Genomic DNA, 21835 nt, shown 5'->3' on the forward strand with positions numbered 1-21835 from the left:
CCGATAATACACGGCCGGTATCATGGCTTACGATCCCCCGTCCCCGCCCTCCGGCCCAGTCGATCCCAGCCGGATCGGGCGCCTGTCGACCCCGCTGACGGGGGACGCGCTGGAGCGGCGCTGGCGGCTGGCCGCGTTCGACGATGCGCTGGCCGATTATGATCGCAGCTTTCCCGGCGCGGGCGACCCGCCGCCGCCGCCCGACACGCCGACGACAACCAAAAAACGTCGCCCCTTACGCTGGTGGCTGCGCTGGATCATGCGCGGCTTCGGCGTCTTCATCCTACTGCTGGTCCTTGCGATCGGCTGGCTGGCGTTTACCGCGCCGCTGTCCAAATCGCTCGAACCGCCCGCACCGCCGTCGATCACCCTGTATTCGGCGGAGGGCACGCCGATCGCCGAGCGCGGTGCCAATATCGGCAAGCCGGTCGATGCGACGAAGCTGCCCGCGCATGTCACCGAAGCGTTCATGGCGATCGAGGACCGTCGCTTCCGCACCCATTGGGGCATCGATCCGCGCGGCATCGCCCGCGCGATGTGGACCAACACCGCGGCGGGCGGCGTGCGACAGGGCGCCAGCACGATCACGCAGCAGCTGGCGAAGAACGCGTTCCTCGATTCGGACCGCACCGCCGCGCGCAAGATTCGCGAGGTGCTGATCGCATTCTGGCTGGAGGCTTGGCTGACCAAGGACGAGATCATGTCCCGGTACCTGTCCAACGCCTATTTCGGCGACAATGCCTACGGCCTCGATGCCGCCGCGCGCCATTATTTCAGCCGCGCGCCCAAGGACCTGACCGTCGGACAGGCGGCGATGCTGGCCGGACTGGTCAAGGCACCCTCGCGCCTTGCCCCGACCGGCAACCTGAAAGGCGCGCGCGCCCGGCAGGCGGTGGTCGTCGGCGCGATGGAGGCCGCCGGTTATCTGACGTCAGCAGAGGCGGATCGGGTGAAGCCCGCCGTGCTGCGCGTCACCGACAACAGCACGCTGCCGTCGGGCACCTATTTCGCCGACTGGGTGCTGCCGCAGGCGCGTGACCGCGAGGGCGGTGTCGGCGCGGATCGCAAGGTCACGACGACGCTCGAAATCCGCATGCAGCGCGCCGCCGAGCGCGCGGTGCGCAACGCCGGGCTGAAGCAGACCCAGGTCGCGATCGTCGCGATGCGCCCCGACGGGCGCGTCATCGCGATGGTCGGCGGCAAGAACTACGCCGACAGCCCGTTCAATCGCGCGGTCCAGGCGCGGCGGCAACCGGGGTCGACCTTCAAGCTGTTCGTTTACCTCGCGGCGCTCCGGTCGGGCCTGACCCCGCAGAGCCAGGTGCTCGACGAACCGGTCACCATCGGCGAATGGAGCCCCAAGAACAGCGACGGCCGCTATCAGGGGACGATCACCCTCGAACGCGCGTTCCAGCGGTCGAGCAACGTCGCCGCCGCCCGGCTGACCAAGGAAGTCGGCGTCAAGAACGTCATCCGCGCCGCCCGCGACCTTGGCATCACCACGCCGATCGCCAACGAAGCGTCGATCGCGCTTGGCACCTCGACCACCTCGCTGCTCGAACTGACCAGCGCCTATGCCGCGATCGCGGCGGGCGAGGCGCCGGTGATCCCGCGTGGCCTTGCCGAACAGGACGAACCAAGCTGGCTCGACCGGCTGCGGTCGAGCCGGCGCGGCCTGTCACGCGACGAGCTGGAGGGCATGCGCACGCTGCTCGCCGCATCGATTCGCCAGGGGACCGGCGTCGCCGCCAACCTGCCGGTCGAGGCGTTCGGCAAGACCGGCACGACGCAGGACAATCGCGATGCGCTGTTCGTCGGCTATGCCGGCGGGATCGTCGCCGGCGTGTGGCTGGGCAACGACAACAACACGCCCAATCCGGGGCTGGCCGGCGGTGGCCTGCCCGCGCGCATCTGGCGCGATTTCATGCGGCAGGCGTTGAACATCCGCGATCCGATCCCGGTCGCCGCGCCCGAACCCGAACCGATCGACAATGCGATCGACGCGGTACAGGACGCGCTGGGCATCCCCGACGAAGGGCCGATGACGGTCGAAGGGCCGGGCTTCGACGTCTCGCTCGACCGCGACGGGCAGGTCCGCTTCGGCCCCAACGACCGCCGCCGCCGCGAGGAGGAACCGGTCCCGCAGGAAGAACGCCGCCCGCCGGAAGAGGATCAGCAATAGCGTTCCGTCCTTCCCGCTTTCGCGGGAGCGACGAACCCCACCCCACGTCACCCCGGGCTTGACCCGGGGTCCCGCTTGTTCTGCTACTGTCGAAGGCAAGCGGGACCGCGGATCAAGTCCGGGGTGACGGAATTCGGAGAATGCCGGCCGCTGCAACGTCCGGTTGACCACTCCTCCCGATCCGCCCAAGGCATTGGCATGCGCTTCTTTTCCGACAATGCCGCCCCCGCCTGCCCCGCCGTCCTGAACGCGATCGTCGCGGCCAACGGACAGGATACCGCCTATGACGGCGATGCGCTCAGCCAGCGGCTCGACGCGCGGTTCGGCGCGCTGTTCGGGTGCGACGTCGCGGTGCTGTGGGTGCCGTCGGGCACGGCGGCGAACTGCCTCGCGCTCACCGCGATGTGCCCGCCGCATGGCGGCATCGTCTGCCACGCGCAGGCGCATATCCAGAATGACGAGGGCGGCGCGCCGGAATTCTACACCCACGGCGCCAAGCTGATGCTGCTGGAGGGCGACGGCGCGAAGCTCGACGTGCCGACGATCGAGGCGTTCCTGTCGACGATCCGCGACGACGTGCATCAGGTGCAGCCGCACGCCATCTCGATCACCCAGGCGACCGAGGCTGGGCGGGTCTACACCCCCGATCAGGTCGCCGCGATCGGCGCACTGGCCCGGACACGCGGCCTCGGCCTGCACATGGACGGTGCGCGCTTCGCCAATGCCGTGGCGCATCTCGGCTGCTCGCCCGCCGAGGTGACGTGGCAGGCCGGGGTCGACGCACTGTCGTTCGGGTTCATCAAGAATGGCGGCATGTCGGCGGAGGCGCTGGTGTTCTTTCGGCCCGAGTTGGCGAAGGTTGCGCGCTATCGCCGCAAGCGTGCCGGGCTGCTGGCGTCCAAGGGCCGGTTCCTGGCGGCGCAGTTGCTGGCGATGCTGGACGGGGATGTGTGGCTGGCCAATGCCCGTGCCGCCAACAAGGGCGCGTCGATGTTGGCACAGGCAGCGGGCGACCGGCTGGTCGATCCGGTCGAGGCGAACGAAGTGTTTCTGCGCCTGACCGCCGACGAAGCCACCCGATTGCGCGCGCAAGGCTTTGATTTCTACGACTGGGGCGCAGGCCAGGCGCGGCTGGTGGTGGCGTGGGATCAGGATGCGGCGACCGTCGCCCCGCTGGCGCAAGCGATCGCCCGCCTGTGAGCGATACGCCAAGATCGGCGACCCCGGCGGTCCTGATCCCGTTCGCCATCGTCACGCTGATCTGGGGATCGACCTGGATCGTGATCCGCGACCAGCTGGGCGTGGTGCCGGCATCGTGGTCGGTGACCTATCGCTTCCTGATCGCGGGCGTGACGATGCTGCTCTGGGCCTGGTGGCGCGGCGACCGGATCACGCTCGACCGGCGCGGGCTGTTGTTCGCAGCAGGGCTTGGCCTCGCGCAATTCTGCCTGAACTTCAACTTCGTCTACCGTGCCGAACAGTTCGTGACCTCGGGGCTGGTGGCGCTGATGTACGCGCTGCTGATCGTGCCCAATTCGATCCTCGCCCGCATCTTCCTCGGCCAGCGGATGGGGCGGCAATTGCTGGTCGGGTCGGCGATTGCGCTCGGCGGCGTCGCGCTGCTGTTCCTGCACGAAGCGCGCGTCCACCCCGACAATGGCGGCGCGGTGCTGCTGGGCCTCGCCATCGCGCTGGCCGGGGTGTTCGCCGCGTCGGCCGCCAATATCATGCAGGCGACGCCGACCGCCCGCGCCTATCCGATGGTCCCGCTGCTGGGCGTCGCCATGCTGATCGGGGCGGCGATCGATGCGAGCTATGCCGCCGCGACGGTCGGGCCGCCGGTGTTCGACTGGCGCTGGGCCTATGTCGGCGGCTTGCTCTACCTCGGCATCGTCGCCTCGGCGGTCGCCTTCACCCTGTATTTCGGACTGATCCGCGTGATTGGCCCGGCCAAGGCGGCGTATAACGGCGTGATCGTGCCGGTCATCGCGATGCTGTTGTCGACGGTGTTCGAGGGCTATCGCTGGTCGCCGCTGGCCGGGGCCGGGGCGGCGCTGGCGCTCGCCGGGCTGGTCGTCGCGCTCAAGGCGCGCAGGCCGAACCGGTAATCGGGATAGGCGGGACGCCAGCCCAGCACCCGCTTCGCCCGCCCGTTCGCCACCCGCCGGTTCTCCCCATAAAAGGCGCGGGCCATCGGGCTGAGCGTCTCCAGCGGCACGAACGGCGGCGGCGGCAGGCCCAGCAGCGCAGCGGCATAGACGACGACATCGTTCTGCGCCGCGGGGCAATCGTCGGACAGGTTATAGGCACCTGCCGGCCCCGACAGCCCGCGCGCGACCCCCTCGGCGATATCGGCGACATGGATGCGGCTGAACACCTGTCCGGGGCGGTCGACGCGGTGCGCCTCGCCCGCCGCCACCCGCTCCAGCGGCGAGCGGCAGGGGCCATAGATGCCGGGCAGGCGAAACACCCGCGCACCGAGCGCCAGCCACGCCGCATCGGCGTCATTGCGGTTCTGGCGGCGACCGGCAATCGGCGCGCTTTCATCGACCCAGCCGCCATCCGCATCGCCATAGACGCCGGTCGACGAGAGATAGGCGAGCGTGCACCCGCCCAGCAGGTCGCGATAGTCGCGCAGCACCGGGTCGCCGTCCTTGTCGGGCGGCACGCTGGACAGAATCGCGGTCGCCTGCCGCGCCTCGAACGCCACGCGGTCGCGGTCGGCAAAGGCGATCGAGCCGTCCCGCCCGTCGCGCGTGGTGCCGACGACGCGCCAGCCATGGGGCGCCAGCCGCGCGGCGATGGCGCGCGAGGCGTATCCCAGCCCGAAGATCAGGAGGCGCATCGGACTATCGCTGCGCCCGCCGTACCCCCGCGCAGGCGGGGGTCCAGAGCCAAGTAACATGCCGTTGCGTGCGTGACCCTGGCCCCCCGCCTGCGCGGGGGTACGGCGGCTTTGGGCCGAGGATTATTTCGCGCCATAGCCGTTATACAACAGCCCGAAATAATCGCCCTTGTTCCACCGCGGCCGGGCGTCCGCATCGGCAAGGTCGAGCGCGATGTCGTGGTTGATCGACACGAACACCCGCCCCGCCGTCCAGTCGAACGTCTGGCGCATGTCGTCGCCCGGCTGGTGATAGCGATGCTCGAGGAAGTCGGCGACCGCCGCCTTGCCCGGCCCCTTCCACCCGGTGTCGAGCGACACCGCCGGAATCCCCGCCTTGACGAAGCTGTAATGGTCGGACCGGACGAAGATCGCCTCTTCCGGCTCGGGATCGGGGCTGAGCGCGATGCCGCGCTTGCCCGCCGCCCGCGCCACGGCCTGCGCGACCGTCGAATGGTCCGCGCCGATCGCGACCATATCCTCGAAACGATAGGACAGGATCGGCATGTCGAGATTGACGTCGGCGACGATCGATCCGGCGGGCACCGTCGGATGGATCGCGAAATATTCGCTGCCGATCAGCCCCTTTTCCTCCGCCGTCACGCTGACGAAGATCAGGCTGCGACGGGGCTTGCGCGCGTCGGCGGCGAACTGCTTCGCCACCTCGATCATCGCCGCGGTGCCGACGCCATTGTCCATCGCGCCGTTGTTGATGACATCCGCGCCCTTGGGCAGCGTCGGGTCGGTCGAGATGCCGATATGGTCGAGATGCGCCGACAGCGCGACATATTCGCCCTTCAGCGCCGGATCGCTGCCGGGCAGGACGCCGACGACGTTGCTGCTGGTGAAGCGTGTCACCTTCGATCGCTGGCGCGTCGTCACCCGCACCCCGGTCGCCCCGCGCGGCACGGCCTGGCCGGCGGCCTCCGCCTTCACCACCGCGGCCCAGTCGAGCGTGGAGCCGGTGAACAGCTTGGCCGCCCCGACCGCGCTCAGCGACGCGATCGACGGTGCGGCGCTGCCCGGCACCTGCGGCCGACCGTCCTTGCCGACCCACGTCATGCGCGGGCTGCGATAGACCGACATCAGGTAGCTGAAGGGATAGCGATGCGTCTGTTCGGTGCTTTCGATCTGGATCACGCCGATCGCGCCATGCGCCGCCGCCGTCGCCCGCTTGGTATCGCCGCTGCCCAGATGCGCACGGATCTCGCTCGGCAGGCTGGCGGGCGCGCCATAGAGATAGGCGACGATCTTGCCGCGCACATCAAGGTCGGCATAATCGTCGATACCATTCGCCGCATCGACCACGCCGCGCCCGACGAACACGATCTCGCCCGAACGCCGCAGATCGGGTTCGAGGAAGCTGGTCGAGGTCAGGTAATCGCTGCCAAAGGTCAGCGCGGGCCGCCCGGCGGCGGTCAGGCTCCCCTTCCCCGCCGGCACTGCCGAGGCGAGCGGCACGCGTTGCAGATAGGTGCCACCGTCGCCCGCCGGTTGCAGGCCCGCCGCGCGCATCTGATCGGCGACATAGGCCGCCGCGCGATCATATTCGGGCGTGCCGGGCGCGCGGCCCTTCATTTCGTCCGAGGCGAGGAACGCGACATGCGCGCGCATCGCCGCCTCGTCCGGGGTCAGCGGCGCGGTCTGGGCGAACGCCGGCGTGGCGAGGAGCAACAGGGGGAGCAGGGCACGCATCAACAATTCCTTTGGGTCGCGCGAAGGATCGTCGCCCCGGCCCGTGCCGGGGCGACGACGATCGACAGGCCGCGCTTACTTCGCGCCGTAGCCGTTATAGAGCGTGCCGAAGAAATCGCCCTTGTTCCACGCCGGACGCTGGCTGGCGTCGGCGATGTCGCGGGCGATCTGGTAGTTCACGTTGATGAAGCGTTCGCCCGATTCCCAATCGATCGGCGGCCCCTGCACCACCTCGTCCGATGGCTGGTGATAATTGTTGGCGAAGAACGCATCGACCGCCGCCTTGCCCGGCCCCGACGTGCCCGGCCACAGGAACACCGACGGCACGCCCTGCTGCACGAAGCGATAATGGTCCGACCGCACGAACAGCGCCATGTCGGGCATCGGATCGGGCGAGAAGCTGACCCCCGCCGTCGCCGCCGCGCGCTTCACGATATCGCCCAGCGTCGAACGCACCGCGCCGAACGCGATCACATCGGTGAACTTGTAGGTGATGATCGGCATGTCGAGATTGACGTCGGCGACCATTTTGGCACCCGGCATCACCTTTGCGATCGTCGGATTGTTGGCGAAGTAATCCGACCCGACCAGCCCCTTTTCCTCGGCGGTGACCGCAAGGAACAGGATCGAGCGGCGCGGGGCCTTGCCCGCCGCCTTGAACCGCTTGGCCTCCTCGATCAGCGAGGCGATGCCGACCGCATTGTCCATCGCGCCGTTATAGATCGTGTCGCCCTTCTTGTTCGGGGTGCCGACGCCGACATGGTCGAGATGCGCCGACAGCACGACCGTTTCCGGCGCGACCGTCGGATCGCTGCCGGGCAACAGTCCTGCGACATTGGAGCTGGGCAGCGGGGTGATGACGGTCTTGATCGCCACGTCCAGCCGTGGCTTTAGCGCGATCCCACGAACCGCCCCCTTGATCGGCAGCCTCAACGCCAGCGCCGCCTTGGCCCAGGTCGTGCCCGATCCGGCGAACAGCTTTTCGGCACCCGCCGCACTCAGCGTGGCGAGCGTCGGCACGCCGCCGCCCATGATGTGCCCCTTGCCATCGGCCTCGGCCCAGCTGACGCTGGTCGGCTGGGCGGTGGCGACGGTCTTGGCCATGGGCGAGCGCGCCGAAACCTCGGGCGTCTGGAGCGCGATGATGCCGACCGCACCCTTCGCCTTGGCGATCGCCGCCTTGGTCGGCAGGCCGCCGAAATGCGCCGCCTCCTCGCTGTCGAGACCGTCGGGCGCCCCGCGCACCACCGCCACGATCTTGCCGTGCACATCCAGCCCGGCATAATCGTCGCGCTTCGGCGACGACACGCCATAGCCGACATAGACCACCGGTGCCGCGATCGTCGTATCCGCCGCCGCCGGATTGACGCCCGGCAGGTAATCCTGCCCGAACACCAGCGCCTGCCCGTTCAGGCTCAGCTTGCCCATGTCGGCCGGGCCGACCTTGATGAGCGGCACGCGCTGCAGATAGCTGCCATCGTCGCCCGCCGGGCGCAGGCCCGCGGCATAGAATTGCGACGCGACGTACTGCGCGGCGATGTCATATTCGGGCGACCCGGCATCGCGGCCGCGCATCGCGTCGCTGGCCAGGAACATGACATGCGCCTTCATCGCCGCCTGCGCGGGCGGCAGGACGGCGTTGATCTCGCCGTTGCGCGCCTGCAGTTCGGCGGCGGTGGGGACGGCTTGGGCGGGGGCCGGCGGCGCATCCTGGGCGATCGCGGCGGTGCTGATGAGAAGACCGAGCAACAAGGCTGGACGGAACATTGGAATCCTTCGACAAACGACCATAGATACAGGCGTAGCTTGTGCCGTGGCCCCGCGCAACGCGGGTCCCGAACGCGAATGAAGGTCGAGAATGATGATGGTCGATGCGACGCGTACCCCGATGACCCCGCCCGTCATCCGCCGCACCGATTATCGCCCGCCGGCATGGCATGTGCCGGAGATCGCGCTGGAATTCGATCTCGACCCGAAGGCGACCCGCATCACCGCGACGATGATCGTCACGCGGAACGGCGACGAACCGCTGCGCCTCGACGGCGACGGGCTGACCCCGCGCACGGTCACCGTCGATGGCGTCCCACGCGACGACTGGCGGCTGGAGAAGGGGGCGCTGGTCCTCGATCTGCCCGGCGACCGGCACGAGGTGACGACCGAGGTCGTGCTCGAACCGCAGGCCAATACCCAGCTGATGGGCCTCTATGCCTCGGGCGGCAATTTGTGCACCCAGTGCGAGGCGGAGGGGTTTCGCCGCATCACCTTCTTCCCCGACCGGCCCGATATCCTCAGCCGTTACCGGGTGAAGATGACCGCCGACAAGGCGCGGTTCCCGGTATTGCTGGCAAATGGCGATCCGGTCGCATCCGGCGATCTGAAGGACGGTCGTCACTGGGCGGAATGGTCCGATCCGTTTCCCAAGCCCAGCTATCTCTTCGCACTGGTCGCGGGCGATCTGGTCGCGAACCGCGCGCAATTCGTGACCGCTTCGGGCCGCGAGGTCGAGCTTGGCATCTGGGTCCGCGCGCCTGATCTCGCCAAGACCGACCATGCGATGCGCGCGCTGAAAACGTCGATGGTGTGGGACGAACGCGTCTATGGCCGCGAATATGACCTCGACGTGTTCAACATCGTCGCGGTCGACGATTTCAATTTCGGGGCGATGGAGAACAAGGGGCTGAACATCTTCAACAGCCGCTACATCCTCGCCGACCCCGACACCGCGACCGATTACGACTATGACGGCATCGCCGCCGTCGTCGCGCATGAATATTTCCACAACTGGTCGGGCAACCGCGTCACCTGTCGCGACTGGTTCCAGCTGTCGTTGAAGGAGGGGTTCACCGTCCTGCGCGACCAGCAATTCTCGGCCGATCAGGGGTCGGCGGCGGTCAAGCGGATCGAGGATGTGCGATCGTTGCGCGCATCGCAGTTCCCGGAGGATGCCGGGCCGCTGGCGCACCCGATCCGGCCCGATGCGTATCAGGAAATCAGCAACTTCTACACCGCGACCATCTATAACAAGGGCGCGGAGGTCGTACGGATGATCGCGACGATTCTGGGGCCGCAGGCATTCCGCGCCGGCACCGACCTGTATTTCACCCGCCATGACGGGACGGCGGCGACGTGCGAGGATTTCATGGTGGCGATGGAGGATGCCTCGGGCGTCGACCTCTCCGCCTTCCGCCTGTGGTATCAACAGGCCGGGACCCCGCGCGTGTCGGCGACGCTGGAGCATCATGCCGGCGGCGGTCGCGCCACGCTGTCGCTGCGCCAGACCGTGCCGCCGACGCCGGGACAGGCGACCAAGCAGCCGATGGTCTTGCCGCTGAAACTCCGCCTGTTCGGCGCGGAGACCGGTCGCCCTCTAAGCGACGAACAGCTGTTCCTGTTCGATCGGGAAACGAGCGCCATCACCTTCGAAACCGTCACCGAACGTCCGATCCTGTCGATCAATCGCGGCTTTTCGGCGCCGGTGATCGTCGAGACCGACCGGACCTCGGCCGACCTCGCCTTCCTCAGCGCGCACGACGACGACCCGTTCGCGCGGTACGAGGCGATGCAGCAGCTGATGCTCGACACGCTGGTCGCCTCGGTTGCGAGCGGGCACGGCGACCACGCGGCGGTGATCGACGCGGTTGCCAACACGCTGGCCGACGACCGGCTAGACCGCGCATTCGTGGCGGAGGCGGTTCTGCTGCCGTCCGACAGTTTCATCGGCGACCAGATGGGCGTGGTCGATCCCGACGCGATCTTTGCCGCGCGCGAAGCGCTGCGCGGCGACATCGGCCGAGCGCTGCTGCCCGAATGGCGCGCCGCCTATGCCGCGACGGAGGCGCACGCGTTCGAATATACCCCGGATGCCAAGGGCAAGCGCCGGCTGCGCACCGTGGCGCTGGGCTATATCGCGGCGTCGGGGGCGAGCGATGCCGACGCCATCGCCTTTGCCCAGTTCGAGCAGGCCGACAACATGACCGACCGGCAGGGGGCGTTGATGACGCTGGTCAATTCAGACTCGGACGACCGGATCGCCGCGCTCGACATCTTCTACAACCGGTACCGCGACAATGGCCTGGTGCTGGACAAGTGGTTCACGACGCAGGCGCTATCGACCCGCGCCGATGCGTTCGAACAGGTCGAGGAACTGGCCGGCCACCGCGACTTCACCCTGACCAACCCCAACCGTGCCCGCGCGCTGATCGGCGCGTTCAGCATGAGCCAGCGCGCGTTCCACCGGGCGGATGGTGCCGGATACCGCTTCCTGGCGGACCAGCTGATCGCGCTCGACCGGATCAACCCGCAGACGGCGGCCAAGATGCTGCCGCCGCTCGGCCGCTGGCGGCGGTTCGACCGGGCGCGCGGCGAATTGATGCGCAAGGAACTGGACCGGATCTTGTCGGTACCGGGACTGTCGAAGGATATGCTGGAGCAGGTCGGCAAGTCGCTGGGATAGTCCAAGCGCGCTTCATTCTTCTTCAACGACCTTGCCCCATCATGCCGCGAAGTTTGGATCGCGGGCAGGAGCGGCAGGAGAATGTTTCGCGTACCCGACCAAGCCACGCTCAGCCTGTGCGCGGTCTTTGTCAGCCTGTGTTTTGCCGCGATGTTCCTGGGGCTGTGGCGACGAAACCCGGCCGAGCGTTTCTGGCTGTGGTGGTCGGCCAGCCGGTTCATCTATGTCGTCGGCGTCGTCGGGTTCAACGAACTACCACCGCCGATACCGGCCCCGGCCGGCATGCTGCTGTTCGGTGCGTCCGCCGCCGCGACGCTGCTGACACTCGCCGGGCTGCGGTCCTTTGCCGGGATGCGGCCGTGGCGTGGCTGGATGACGCTGCTGCTGCTGGTGCCGTCGCTGCTGTACGGCGCGGTCGCGATCCATTCGCCCGGCCTGATGACGCCGGCCGGTGCGTCGATGACGCGGATGGCGGGCGGGATCGGGTTGACGATCGTCCTGACCACCTGCGGCGTGGTGCTGCTGGCCGGTGCCAGGGGATGGGCGCGGATGATCGGCGTGGCGTTGATCGCCCATCTGCCGAGCTATGCCACCGTCCTGACCTCCGCGTGGATACAGAGTGCCGGGCTGGATGCCGTTGCGACGTGGCTGTGGATCACGCAACCGGTGCTGATGCTGGCGATGGACCTGTTGCTGCTGGCCATGCCCGGCATGATGGCGATGGAGCGCCTGCGCCAGGCGGCGTCGTGCGACGGACTGACCGGGCTGTACAACCGCCACTGGCTCGCCACCGTCGAGCCGGCACGGGCCGCGGCCGGCGTCGCCGTGGCGATGATCGACCTCGACGGGTTCAAGGGCGTCAACGACCGGTGCGGCCATGCCGCGGGCGACCGGTTGCTGGCCGATTTCGCCCGGCACCTGCGCGACTGGACCGACCGGCATGATGCCGATGCGGTGCGGCTGGGCGGGGACGAGTTCCTGATCCTGTTCGCCGCCGGCGACGATCGGCTGGCGGCATCGCTGCAACGCCATGTCGCGGCCGCACCGGACGAAAACCCCGCCTGGCCGCGCTGGTCGGCGAGCATCGGCATCGCCCCCTGCCCCGCCGGATCGACGACGTTGCAGGGCGCGATGCACGCCGCGGACGAAACGCTCTATTCGGTGAAGAAGGCGCGACGGTCGGGTGCAGCCTGCGCCGCCTGACCGACGATCCTCAGCGGCGGGCGAACCATTCCGGGAAACGCTGCGCCTTTTCCGCCACCAGCGTTTCGTAATAGCGCATCAGGTCGATCGCATGGTCACGGTCGGTTCGGACCCGGGCCGCCGCGACATTCGCCGCCGCCCTCACCTGTGTATAGTCCCGCGCGAACATCCGCTCGATCGCGTCGGCCGCCGAACGCGGATCGCGCGCGGCATAGGTTTCGGCATAGTCCGGCTCGGCGATCTCGGCACAGCCGCCCTCGTCCGGCACGATCAGCGGCAGGCCCGATGCCAGCCCCTCCAGCCCGACCAGCCCGAACGGTTCGGCATCCGACCCGTGGATCAGCGCGTCGCAGCTGGCCATGATCCGCGCGAGCCGTACCCGGTCATAGACCGGGCGAAACAGCTTGATATGCGGGCTGTTCTTCAGCCGCCGCTCCAGCCGCGCGGTATGCACCCCGCTGCCGATCTGGATCATGCCGACCGGCAGGTACTCGCCCGCCATCTCCACCGCGTCGAAGATCATCGGCCAGCGTTTTTCGGCATGGTGCCGCCCCAGCCCGAGCAGCAGATGCCCCTCGGGCGGCAGGCCGAGCTGCTCCAGCAGCGACGCACGCAGCGCTTCGTCGCGATGCTCGGGCGAGAAGAAGCCGCGCTGGATGCCGAGCGGCATTGACGCATGGACGGTCAGCCCGCGCGCGGCGTGACGCTTTTCCAGCGCCGGGCCGTTGGTGACGAACGCGTCCATCTTTTCAAGGTAGCGCGCCATGTAGCGCGTCCACCACATGAACGCCTCCTCGATCCGCTCGCGGCTGGCCAGCCGTTCGAACCAGCGTAAGGGATAGGCACCGACATTGTCGTTATGCGCGAAATAGACCTTCACCGCATGGCCCGGCCAGTCGGCGACGATGGTCGCGGGCCGCCACGGGCTGGACGCCTCCACCACATCCGGGTGTAGTTCGTCGAGCAGTGCATGGATCGCCCCGCCGCGCACGAAGATGCCGTAATTTGGGTCGAGCACCAGCGTCGGTGCCTTTACCCAATAGATGCGCCCGCCGCCCGGCCGCTCCTCGACCGCGTTTTCCTTGGCCGGGGCGATCACGATCAGCTCATGGCCGAGTTCGGCCATGATCGTCATCTTGTGATCGATATAGGTGCGGACCCCACCGCCGGTCGGCGAGTAGAATTCGTTGACGTCGACGACGCGCATCGGGGGCGTGGGGCTTCAGTCGAGCGGGGCGAAACCGCCCAGCCCGCGCAGATATTGGGCACGCACCGTCGTGGTCGTCACGCCGGCCGGCACGGTGACGATCGCCTCCGCCAGTTTCGGGCGCGCCCGGCCGAGCTTGCCCGCACCCGGAAAGCCTGCTCCGTCGCGCATGAAATTGAACTTGTTGCGGCCGTCGCGGTCATGGGTGAACAACAGCGCATAGCGGCCGGGCGACGGCGCACGGATGCACAGCTGCACGTTGCCCGACGCCGGCATGTCGGCCCAGACCCGGCGGAAGAACTTACCCTCCTTGCGCAGGTCGTGGTCGTCCTTCAGGAAATCGTCCTCGTTCGCCGGATAGAGTTCGAGCTTCAGCCGGCCGGTGCGGTCCTTCAGCCCGACCACGTTGACGCGGATCGCCGGGCCCTGGTTCGCATTGCACGCGGCGGCATCGCTGCCGATCGACTGGGCGGCCGCGGGACCGGCGGCCAGCAACGCCGCACCCAGCAGCGTCAGGGCAAATTTCATCATTCTTTCCTTGCGAGCGCAGGAAGCCCGAATGCCGCCATCAACACCACGTGCGTAAACAGGGTGAGGGTCGCGATGAATGCGACCAGGTCGGACAGGGCTTCGCCATGCCCGATAAACATAATCGCGAAGTTGGCGAAAAGAAGGTCTTTGTTCGGCAACAGCGGCAACCGCGCCACGACCAGCCGCCCGGCCGCCAGGAACAGCCACCAGGTGATCGACACATTGGGCATCGCGAAATAGCTGGCGATGCCGAACGCCAGCGACCCCAGCACCAGCCGCGCGCAATGCACGCCGAAGATCCAGCGCAGCATGGCACCCGGCAGCGAAAAGACCCGGCGCGAAAACAGCAGCAGCACGCCCGAAATCCCGACCGCCACCGCCGACGACCAGCCGAGCATTTCCAGCTGCTGGGGCGGGAACAGTTCGAACGCGAAGGGCAGCGTAACCGCCAGCATGCCGACCGTCACGATATTGCCGGCGATCCCCGACAGGATCGTCACGTCCTTCACCGCGCCGAACGGGGCGGTCACCATCTTCAGCCGGGCACGGGCCCAGGCATAGAAGAACACGTCACCCGAATAGCCGATGACAACATCGTTCGCGATCCGCTTGCGCACCAGCGCGCCGAACCCGTCGAACGGCAACCGCCAAAGCCGACGGAAAATGACGAAATCGAACAGCGGCGGCGAAAAATAGGCGAGCGCGAAGAACAGATAGAACCACGGCGAATCCGGCGCGGCCAGTTCGACCCCGGCCCAGCCATGGTCGAACAGCTCCCACGCCAGCCCGACGATCATCAGTCCGGACAGCAGCGCGCCCAAGATACGCGGCCAACGCGGGCGCGACCGGTCCAGCGGCTCCAGCCCGGCCAGATCGGGACGCACGCCAGCGGTGTCGGCTTCGGTTACCATGTCGCGCGACGTCCTAGCGGTTCGCGCCCATCGCCGCCAGCGTCATGCCGCCGGTGCCACCGCGTCGGGATGCGCCGCGGCGAAGGCGGGCAGGTCGGCCGCCCGCGCATCGATCGCCACCAGCCGGGGCCAGGGCGACAGGTCGAGGTCGAACCGCCGCGCATTATAGAGCTGCGGCACGAGGCAGCAGTCGACCACGCCCGGTGCGTCGCCGCCGAAGAACCCGTCAGCCGGGGCCGCCGCCTCCAGCGCGACCAGCCCTTGCGCGATCCAGTGGCGATACCAGTCGCCCTTCGCATCGGCATCGGCGCCGAACTGCGCCTCCAGCCGCTGCAACACGCGCAGATTGTCGATCGGGTGAATGTCGGCGACGATCACCAGCGCCAATGCCATCGCCCGCGCCCGGTCCAGCGGATCGGCGGGGAACAGGCCTGGGTGGGGATGCGTGGCGTCCAGCCAGTCGAGGATCGCCAGCGACTGGGTCAGCATCGTGCCCCCGCCGATATCGAGCGCGGGGATCAGCCCTTGGCGGTTGCGCGCCAGATGCCCGGCCGCGCGATGCTCGCCCTTCAGCAGCGAGACGGCCACGCTGGTCCACGCCACCCGCTTCAGGTTCAGCGCGATGCGGACGCGGTAGGCCGCCGACGATCGGTGATAATCGTAGAGGGTATAGCCGTTCACTTGGGCGAGCCGCTCGCCGGGACCAGCGAGGTACCGGCGCGACCGCTGCGGAACGCGCTGAACCACGTTGCCGGGTTCAGGTTGGTCGTGCCGTCGAGCGAGAAGGTAATGAACTCCGCCCGGCCACCGATATTCTCCCACGGCACCGGCCCGCCCAGGCCCCGCTCGGCTTCGGAAAAGCGGCTGTCGGCGCTGTTGTCGCGATTGTCGCCCATCAGGAAGACATGGTTGGCCGGAATCACGATCGCCGGGAAATTGTCGCCCTGCGAATACCGATAATCGATCGTGTCGTACTGCCGCCCGTTGGGCAGCGTCTCGCGGAATAGCGGCAGGCGGCAGAACGCGCCCTTGTCGGTGCGGACCAGCGCGCCGGGATACTGGTCGGGATCGCATTTGGTGTTGGCGTCGACCGGGATCATCGCGTCGCCCATCGCCTTGCGCGGGATCGCCACGTCGTTGATGTAGACGACGCCGCCCGCCACTTCCAACCGGTCGCCCGGCAGGCCGATGACGCGCTTGATGAGGTCGGTGTTGCTGCCCGGCGGCTTCACGATCACCACGTCGCCGCGTTCGGGCAGCGATCCCCACAACCGGCCATGCCATGCCGGCAGTTGGACGCTCCACGTCTCCTGCGGCTGGCGCAGCACGATGTCGCGGAACATCGCCACCGGGTTGGGGATGGTCGGCGACACGAACGACCAGCCATAGGCATATTTGCTCACCACCAGCCGGTCGCCGACGCGCAGGCCCGGCAGCATCGATTCGGACGGGATGTAGAACGGCTTGGCGACGAAGCTGTGGAAGCCCAGCACCACCAGCAGCAGCCAAAACAGCCCGCGCAATTCGCCCTTCCAGTCGAGCCGGCGGGCAGGCGCGGCGTGGCTGGTGGTGGGGGTCGGCTGCGACGGCGCGGGAACGTCCTGGTTCTCCAGCGCCACATGATCGGCCATCGAATGTCCTACTCTACCCTGGGCAACGCCTCGATAATGACGAACGCCTGGGCCCAGGGATGGTCGTCGGTCATCGTCAAATGTACCACCGCGACGTGGCCCTCGGGCGTCATCGCGTCAAGCCGTGCTTTTGCACCGCCGGTCAGGTGCAGCGTCGGCGCACCGGAAGGGGCGTTGACCACGCCGATATCGCGCATGAAGACGCCCTGCGCAAAGCCGGTGCCGACCGCCTTCGAAAACGCTTCCTTCGCGGCGAACCGCTTGGCGAGGGTCCCGGCGCGGGTGAAGGGGCGTTTTTCGGCCTTGGCCTGCTCGACAGGGGTAAAGACGCGCTGGACGAAGCGGTTGCCGAAGCGGTCGAGCGAGGACTGGATACGCTCGATATTGCAGAGGTCGGACCCGAGGCCGAGGATCATGCGCAGTTCCTCCCCGGCACGGGGAGGGGGACCATGCGCAGCATGGTGGAGGGGGGCTTCCTGCTCCACGACAGTAGCGAAAGGGGATACCCCCCTCCACCACTCGCTGTCGCGAGCGGTCCCCCTCCCCGTGCCGGGGAGGAATCCGCGTTCACCGCGCCGTCTCCATCAAGTCCTTCATCCGCCGCACCACCGGCCCCAGCCCGCCGAAGATCGCCTCGCCGATCAGGAAATGGCCGATATTCAGCTCGCGGACCTGCGGGATGGCTGCGATCGGCACCACATTGTCGAAAGTCAGCCCGTGCCCCGCATGCACCTCGATCCCGTTCTTGGCCGCCAGCGCGGCGGCATCCGCAATGCGGCGCAGTTCGGCGACCTGTTCCGCGCCCGACAATTCCGCATAGCGCCCGGTATGCAGCTCGACGACCGGCACGCGCAGCGCCACGGCGGCGGCGATCTGGGCCGCGTCGGGTTCGATGAACAACGACACCCGAACGCCCGCATCCGCCAGCGCCCGCACCATCGGCGCCAGCTTGTCCTGCTGTCCGGCGACGTCCAGCCCGCCCTCGGTCGTGCGCTCCTCACGCTTTTCCGGAACGATGCAGGCGGCGTGCGGCCGGTGCTTCAATGCAATGGCCAGCATCTCCTCGGTCGCCGCCATTTCCAGGTTCAGCGGCAGCGTCAGTTCGCTCGACAGGCGGGCGATATCAGCGTCGGTGATGTGGCGGCGATCCTCGCGCAGATGCGCGGTGATGCCCTCCGCACCATGCTCGGCCGCCAGCAGCGCGGCGCGCACCGGATCGGGATAGCCCGATCCCCGCGCATTGCGCACCGTCGCGACGTGATCGATGTTGACGCCCAGGCGCAACGGGCCGGTCATGCCGCCCGGCTCCCCGGCTTGATCGCCGGAATCGCGGCGAGGTCGGCGGGCAGCGCGTCGGGGTGATAGCTCGGCACGTCGAGGCGGATCAGCGGGTGGAACGGCACGCCCAGATCGGCATTGCCGTTCGACCGGTCGACCAGCGATGCGGCGGCGACGACTTCGCCGCCCGCCGCCCGGATCGCGGCGATCGCTTCGCGCGACGACAGGCCGGTGGTCACCACATCCTCCATCATCAGCACGCGGGTACCGGGATCGATGCGGAAGCCGCGGCGCAGCTCGAACGTGCCGGTCGGGCGTTCGAGGAACATGGCGCTCACCCCCAGTGACCGGCCCATTTCATGGCCGACGATCACCCCGCCCATCGCCGGCGCGATCACGACGTCAATCGATTCGCGCAGCTCGGCGGGAAAGCGGCCGGCCAGTTCGTCGCACAGCCGCGCGGCGCGGCGCGGGTCCATCAGCACGCGGGCGCATTGCAGGTAACGCGACGACCGCAGACCCGACGACAGGATGAAATGCCCCTCCAGCAGCGCTTCCGCTGCACGGAATTCGTCGAGGATCGCGTCGTCGTTCATGGCTGTCATCCTGCCCACTTGCATGTGCGCGCCCTGTACCGCCGCCGAGGGTGCGTTCGCAACCATCGCTTGAGGACAGGCGACATGCCGCGTATAGCCCGGTGGGTTAGGGTTTCCAAACGCCCACAGCACGCGACCACGCCGCACAAGAAGCGTACCGCGTGCCCACTAACGGGGTGATACGACACGATGCGAAGCATTGGGATGAGGATGTTGGTACTGGCGGCCGCCGCCGCGCTGGCGGGGGGCGCCCATGCCGCCGCGCCGAAAGCGGTAACGCCGGGTACGCAAGAGGTGGCAACTGCGCCACAGGCGGGCGCACCGCCCCCCGGTTCGGCGGAGGCTGCCCCGACCGGGCAGGTGACGCCACCGACGACCGCCGCGGCCCCTGCCCCGGCCAAGGTGCAGGACCCGACGCTGGATCGAAACGGCGCGCCACTGCTCGTCGCGACGCCGGGGATCGGCCAGCCGACCGACCGCAAGGTCGACCTGCAGCAGCAGGTGACGCCGAACGGGCGTGAGGCGAAGGCGTTTCACAACCACATCCTGATGCCGGTGATCGTCGTCATCTCGCTGCTGGTGCTGTTCCTGCTCGCCTATGTCGTGATCCGCTTCCGCGAGAGCGCGAACCCGGTCCCGTCGAAGACGTCGCACAACACGATGATCGAAATCGTGTGGACCGCCGCGCCGGTGCTGATCCTGGCGGCGATCGCGGTGCCATCGATCGGGTTGCTCGCGCGCCAGTTCAAGCCGGCCCCGGACAACGCGGTGACGATCAAGGCGATCGGCAACCAGTGGTTCTGGTCCTACGAATATCCCGATTATGGCGGCGTGTCGGTGACCGCCAACATGCTGAAGGAAAAGAACGAGGTCGCCGCCGGGCAGCGCTATCGCACCGATGCCGACGGTCCCCGCCTGCTGGCGGTCGACAACCGCATCGTGCTGCCGGTCGGCGTGCCGATCCGCCTCATCACCACCGCGACCGACGTGATCCACAGCTGGGCGATGCCCGCGTTCTGGATCAAGCTCGACGCGGTGCCCGGGCGGCTGAACGAAACCAGCTTCACCATCGAAAAGCCGGGCCTCTATTTCGGCCAGTGCAGCGAGCTGTGCGGCGCGCGCCATGCGTATATGCCGATCGCGGTCGAAGCGGTGCCGGTGGCGCAGTTCAACCGGTGGATCCAGGCGAAGGGCGGCACGCTGCCCGGCGCCAAGGAAGCCGCCGCGCCGACCAACGCCGTGATCCCGCAGCCGGGTGCCGATGCCGCCGACGCGACGTCGAACGCCAGCAACGCGGCCGACGTACCCATCGTCAACGCGACCGAAGCCGCCTCTCCCTCCACCCAGCGCGCCACCGGCAACGGCGGCGGCGTCGGCAACGTGGACCAGTAAGATGACCGATACCGCCCTTCCCGGCCACCATGCGTTCGATTCGCACGGGCGCGGCCATGACGCGCACCATCATGATGCGGACCACAAGCCGGGCTTCTTCGCCCGGTGGTTCATGTCGACCAACCACAAGGATATCGGGACGCTCTACCTGATCTTCGCGATCGTCGCGGGGATCATCGGTGGCGCGATCTCGGGCCTCATGCGGCTCGAACTGGCGCAGCCGGGCATCCAGTGGCTGCCGTGGCTGTCGGGCCATGAAGGCGACCAGGCGCTCCATTTCTGGAACGTGCTCATCACCGCGCACGGCCTCATCATGGTGTTCTTCATGGTGATGCCGGCGATGATCGGCGGCTTCGGCAACTGGTTCGTGCCGATCATGATCGGTGCGCCGGACATGGCGTTCCCGCGGATGAACAACATCTCGTTCTGGCTGCTGATCCCCGCCTTCCTCCTGCTGCTGGGTAGCACGGCGTTCGGCGGCGGCGCGGGTACCGGCTGGACGGTGTATGCGCCGCTGTCGACCTATGGCGAACCCGGCCCCAGCGTGGACATGGCGATTCTGTCGCTCCACCTCGCCGGCGCATCGTCGATCCTGGGCGCGATCAACTTCATCACCACCATCTTCAACATGCGCGCGCCGGGCATGACCCTGCACAAGATGCCGCTGTTCGTGTGGTCGGTGCTGGTCACCGCGTTCCTGCTGCTGCTGGCGCTCCCCGTGCTGGCCGCCGCGATCACGATGCTGCTGACCGATCGCAAGTTCGGCACGACCTTCTTCGATCCCGCCGGCGGTGGTGACCCGATCCTGTACCAGCATCTGTTCTGGTTCTTCGGCCACCCCGAAGTCTACATCATGATCCTGCCGGGCTTCGGCATCGTCAGCCACATCGTCGCGACGTTCAGCAAGAAGCCGGTGTTCGGCTATCTCGGCATGGCATACGCCATGGTCGCGATCGGCGCGGTCGGGTTCGTCGTGTGGGCGCACCACATGTTCACCACCGGCCTGTCGGTGAACACCAAGATGTACTTCACCGCCGCCACGATGCTGATCGCGGTGCCGACCGGCATCAAGATCTTCTCGTGGATCGCGACGATGTGGGGCGGGTCGCTTCGCTTCCCCACGCCGATGCTGTGGGCGATCGGGTTTATTTTCATGTTCACCGTCGGTGGCGTGACCGGCGTGGTGCTGGCCAATGGCGGCGTCGACGACGTGCTGCACGACACCTATTATGTCGTCGCCCACTTCCACTACGTCCTGTCGCTGGGCGCGGTCTTCGCGCTGTTCGCCGGCTTCTACTACTGGTTCCCCAAGATGTCGGGGAAGATGTACAACGAACTGCTCGGCAAGCTGCACTTCTGGGTGTTCTTCATCGGCGTGAACGTCATGTTCTTCCCGATGCACTTCCTCGGCACGCAGGGGATGCCGCGGCGCTATCCAGACTATCCAGATGCCTATGCGTTCTTCAACCACATCGCCTCGGCCGGATACGGCATCATGGCGATCGGCATGGTGTTCTTCTTCGTGAACGTCGTCATCTCGCTGATCGGCGGCCGCAAGGCGGCGGACAATCCGTGGGGCGAAGGGGCGACGACGCTGGAATGGACGCTCAGCTCGCCGCCGCCGTTCCACCAGTTCGAGACGCTGCCCAAGATCGACTGATCGCCCCCAGCGCAAGCAGACCAGAAACGCCCCGGAGCAATCCGGGGCGTTTTTGTTTGCTGCCAAAGCAAGCAGTCCACGGGTGAAGATCATTCCGGAAGCAACATAGATACGAGATCGTAACGAATTCCGGATATCGCTTGGAACTTACCGCAGCGTCCGAACGTTATGGCGCGTTTTCTTCAATCGATACATTCCGTTAACCATTCCCG

The 21835-nt window shown here is 67.7% G+C and carries 18 protein-coding genes; 7 read left to right on the forward strand and 11 right to left on the reverse strand.

Annotation, left to right across the window (positions count from 1 at the left end):
- The first annotated feature begins 22 nt into the window (after positions 1–22).
- The 3 genes from ASE58_RS15320 (at position 23) to ASE58_RS15330 (ending at position 4290) form a co-directional block, all read left to right on the forward strand.
- Positions 23–2182, forward strand: a complete 2160-nt coding sequence (locus tag ASE58_RS15320) for a transglycosylase domain-containing protein (RefSeq protein WP_055823131.1) — start codon at positions 23–25, stop codon at positions 2180–2182.
- A gap of 198 nt (positions 2183–2380) precedes the next feature.
- Positions 2381–3382: a threonine aldolase family protein gene (locus tag ASE58_RS15325; protein WP_055823136.1), complete on the forward strand. Its 1002-nt coding sequence runs from the start codon at positions 2381–2383 to the stop codon at positions 3380–3382.
- On the forward strand, positions 3379–4290 hold the full coding sequence (locus tag ASE58_RS15330) for a DMT family transporter (RefSeq protein WP_055823139.1): 912 nt from the start codon (positions 3379–3381) through the stop codon (positions 4288–4290). The genes ASE58_RS15325 and ASE58_RS15330 overlap by 4 nt, the downstream gene beginning before the upstream one ends.
- On the opposite strand, the gene ASE58_RS15335 is transcribed toward ASE58_RS15330, so the two are convergent.
- From ASE58_RS15335 to ASE58_RS15345, 3 genes are all read right to left on the reverse strand, one after another.
- Positions 4200–5027: a hypothetical protein gene (locus ASE58_RS15335; RefSeq protein WP_055823141.1), complete on the reverse strand. Its 828-nt coding sequence runs from the start codon at positions 5025–5027 to the stop codon at positions 4200–4202. The genes ASE58_RS15330 and ASE58_RS15335 overlap by 91 nt on opposite strands.
- Before the next feature lie 123 nt (positions 5028–5150).
- Complete coding sequence (locus ASE58_RS15340) at positions 5151–6761, reverse strand: M28 family metallopeptidase (RefSeq protein WP_055823144.1); 1611 nt, start codon at positions 6759–6761, stop codon at positions 5151–5153.
- Between the two features lie 75 nt (positions 6762–6836).
- Positions 6837–8528: a M20/M25/M40 family metallo-hydrolase gene (locus tag ASE58_RS15345; protein ID WP_055823147.1), complete on the reverse strand. Its 1692-nt coding sequence runs from the start codon at positions 8526–8528 to the stop codon at positions 6837–6839.
- 97 nt (positions 8529–8625) lie between these two features.
- On the opposite strand from ASE58_RS15345, the gene pepN reads away from it, so the two are divergent.
- Together pepN and ASE58_RS15355 are read left to right on the forward strand one after the other, a co-directional pair.
- Positions 8626–11214 (forward strand): aminopeptidase N, encoded by a 2589-nt coding sequence (gene pepN, locus ASE58_RS15350; RefSeq protein ID WP_055823590.1) that lies wholly within the window; start codon positions 8626–8628, stop codon positions 11212–11214.
- Positions 11215–11295: 81 nt separating this feature from the next.
- Positions 11296–12417, forward strand: a complete 1122-nt coding sequence (locus ASE58_RS15355; RefSeq protein ID WP_055823149.1) for a GGDEF domain-containing protein — start codon at positions 11296–11298, stop codon at positions 12415–12417.
- Positions 12418–12427: 10 nt separating this feature from the next.
- Here ASE58_RS15355 and ASE58_RS15360 read toward each other — a convergent pair whose 3' ends face one another.
- From ASE58_RS15360 to pyrE, 8 genes are all read right to left on the reverse strand, one after another.
- Positions 12428–13624: a glycosyltransferase gene (locus ASE58_RS15360; RefSeq protein ID WP_055823152.1), complete on the reverse strand. Its 1197-nt coding sequence runs from the start codon at positions 13622–13624 to the stop codon at positions 12428–12430.
- Positions 13625–13639: 15 nt separating this feature from the next.
- Positions 13640–14152 (reverse strand): DUF2141 domain-containing protein, encoded by a 513-nt coding sequence (locus ASE58_RS15365; RefSeq protein ID WP_443024671.1) that lies wholly within the window; start codon positions 14150–14152, stop codon positions 13640–13642.
- Positions 14152–15066 carry a hypothetical protein gene (locus ASE58_RS15370; protein WP_055762582.1) on the reverse strand — a complete coding sequence of 305 codons (915 nt, stop codon included), beginning with the start codon at positions 15064–15066 and terminating at the stop codon, positions 14152–14154. The genes ASE58_RS15365 and ASE58_RS15370 overlap by 1 nt, the downstream gene beginning before the upstream one ends.
- A gap of 42 nt (positions 15067–15108) precedes the next feature.
- Entirely contained in the window at positions 15109–15747 is a 639-nt protein-coding gene (gene maiA / locus ASE58_RS15375; RefSeq protein WP_055823159.1) for a maleylacetoacetate isomerase, read from the reverse strand.
- Positions 15744–16697: a signal peptidase I gene (lepB, locus tag ASE58_RS15380; RefSeq protein WP_055823162.1), complete on the reverse strand. Its 954-nt coding sequence runs from the start codon at positions 16695–16697 to the stop codon at positions 15744–15746. The genes maiA and lepB overlap by 4 nt, the downstream gene beginning before the upstream one ends.
- A gap of 8 nt (positions 16698–16705) precedes the next feature.
- On the reverse strand, positions 16706–17113 hold the full coding sequence (acpS, locus tag ASE58_RS15385) for a holo-ACP synthase (protein ID WP_055823164.1): 408 nt from the start codon (positions 17111–17113) through the stop codon (positions 16706–16708).
- Between the two features lie 151 nt (positions 17114–17264).
- The gene (locus ASE58_RS15390; RefSeq protein WP_055823167.1) at positions 17265–17993 is read right to left on the reverse strand and encodes a pyridoxine 5'-phosphate synthase; all 729 of its coding nucleotides are present in this window, start codon (positions 17991–17993) and stop codon (positions 17265–17267) included.
- Positions 17990–18571, reverse strand: coding sequence for an orotate phosphoribosyltransferase (gene pyrE / locus ASE58_RS15395; protein WP_055823170.1), 582 nt, complete (start codon positions 18569–18571; stop codon positions 17990–17992). The genes ASE58_RS15390 and pyrE overlap by 4 nt, the downstream gene beginning before the upstream one ends.
- 204 nt (positions 18572–18775) lie before the next feature.
- Here pyrE and coxB point away from each other — a divergent pair, with 204 nt between their 5' ends.
- A complete protein-coding gene (gene coxB, locus ASE58_RS15400; protein ID WP_055823172.1) occupies positions 18776–19963 on the forward strand; it encodes a cytochrome c oxidase subunit II in 1188 nt (395 codons plus the stop codon).
- A 1-nt stretch (position 19964) separates the two neighbouring features.
- Positions 19965–21623 carry a cytochrome c oxidase subunit I gene (gene ctaD / locus ASE58_RS15405; RefSeq protein WP_055823176.1) on the forward strand — a complete coding sequence of 553 codons (1659 nt, stop codon included), beginning with the start codon at positions 19965–19967 and terminating at the stop codon, positions 21621–21623.
- Positions 21624–21835: the final 212 nt, after the last annotated feature.

It is taken from the genome of Sphingomonas sp. Leaf9 (assembly GCF_001421355.1).
Lineage (GTDB): Bacteria > Pseudomonadota > Alphaproteobacteria > Sphingomonadales > Sphingomonadaceae > Sphingomonas.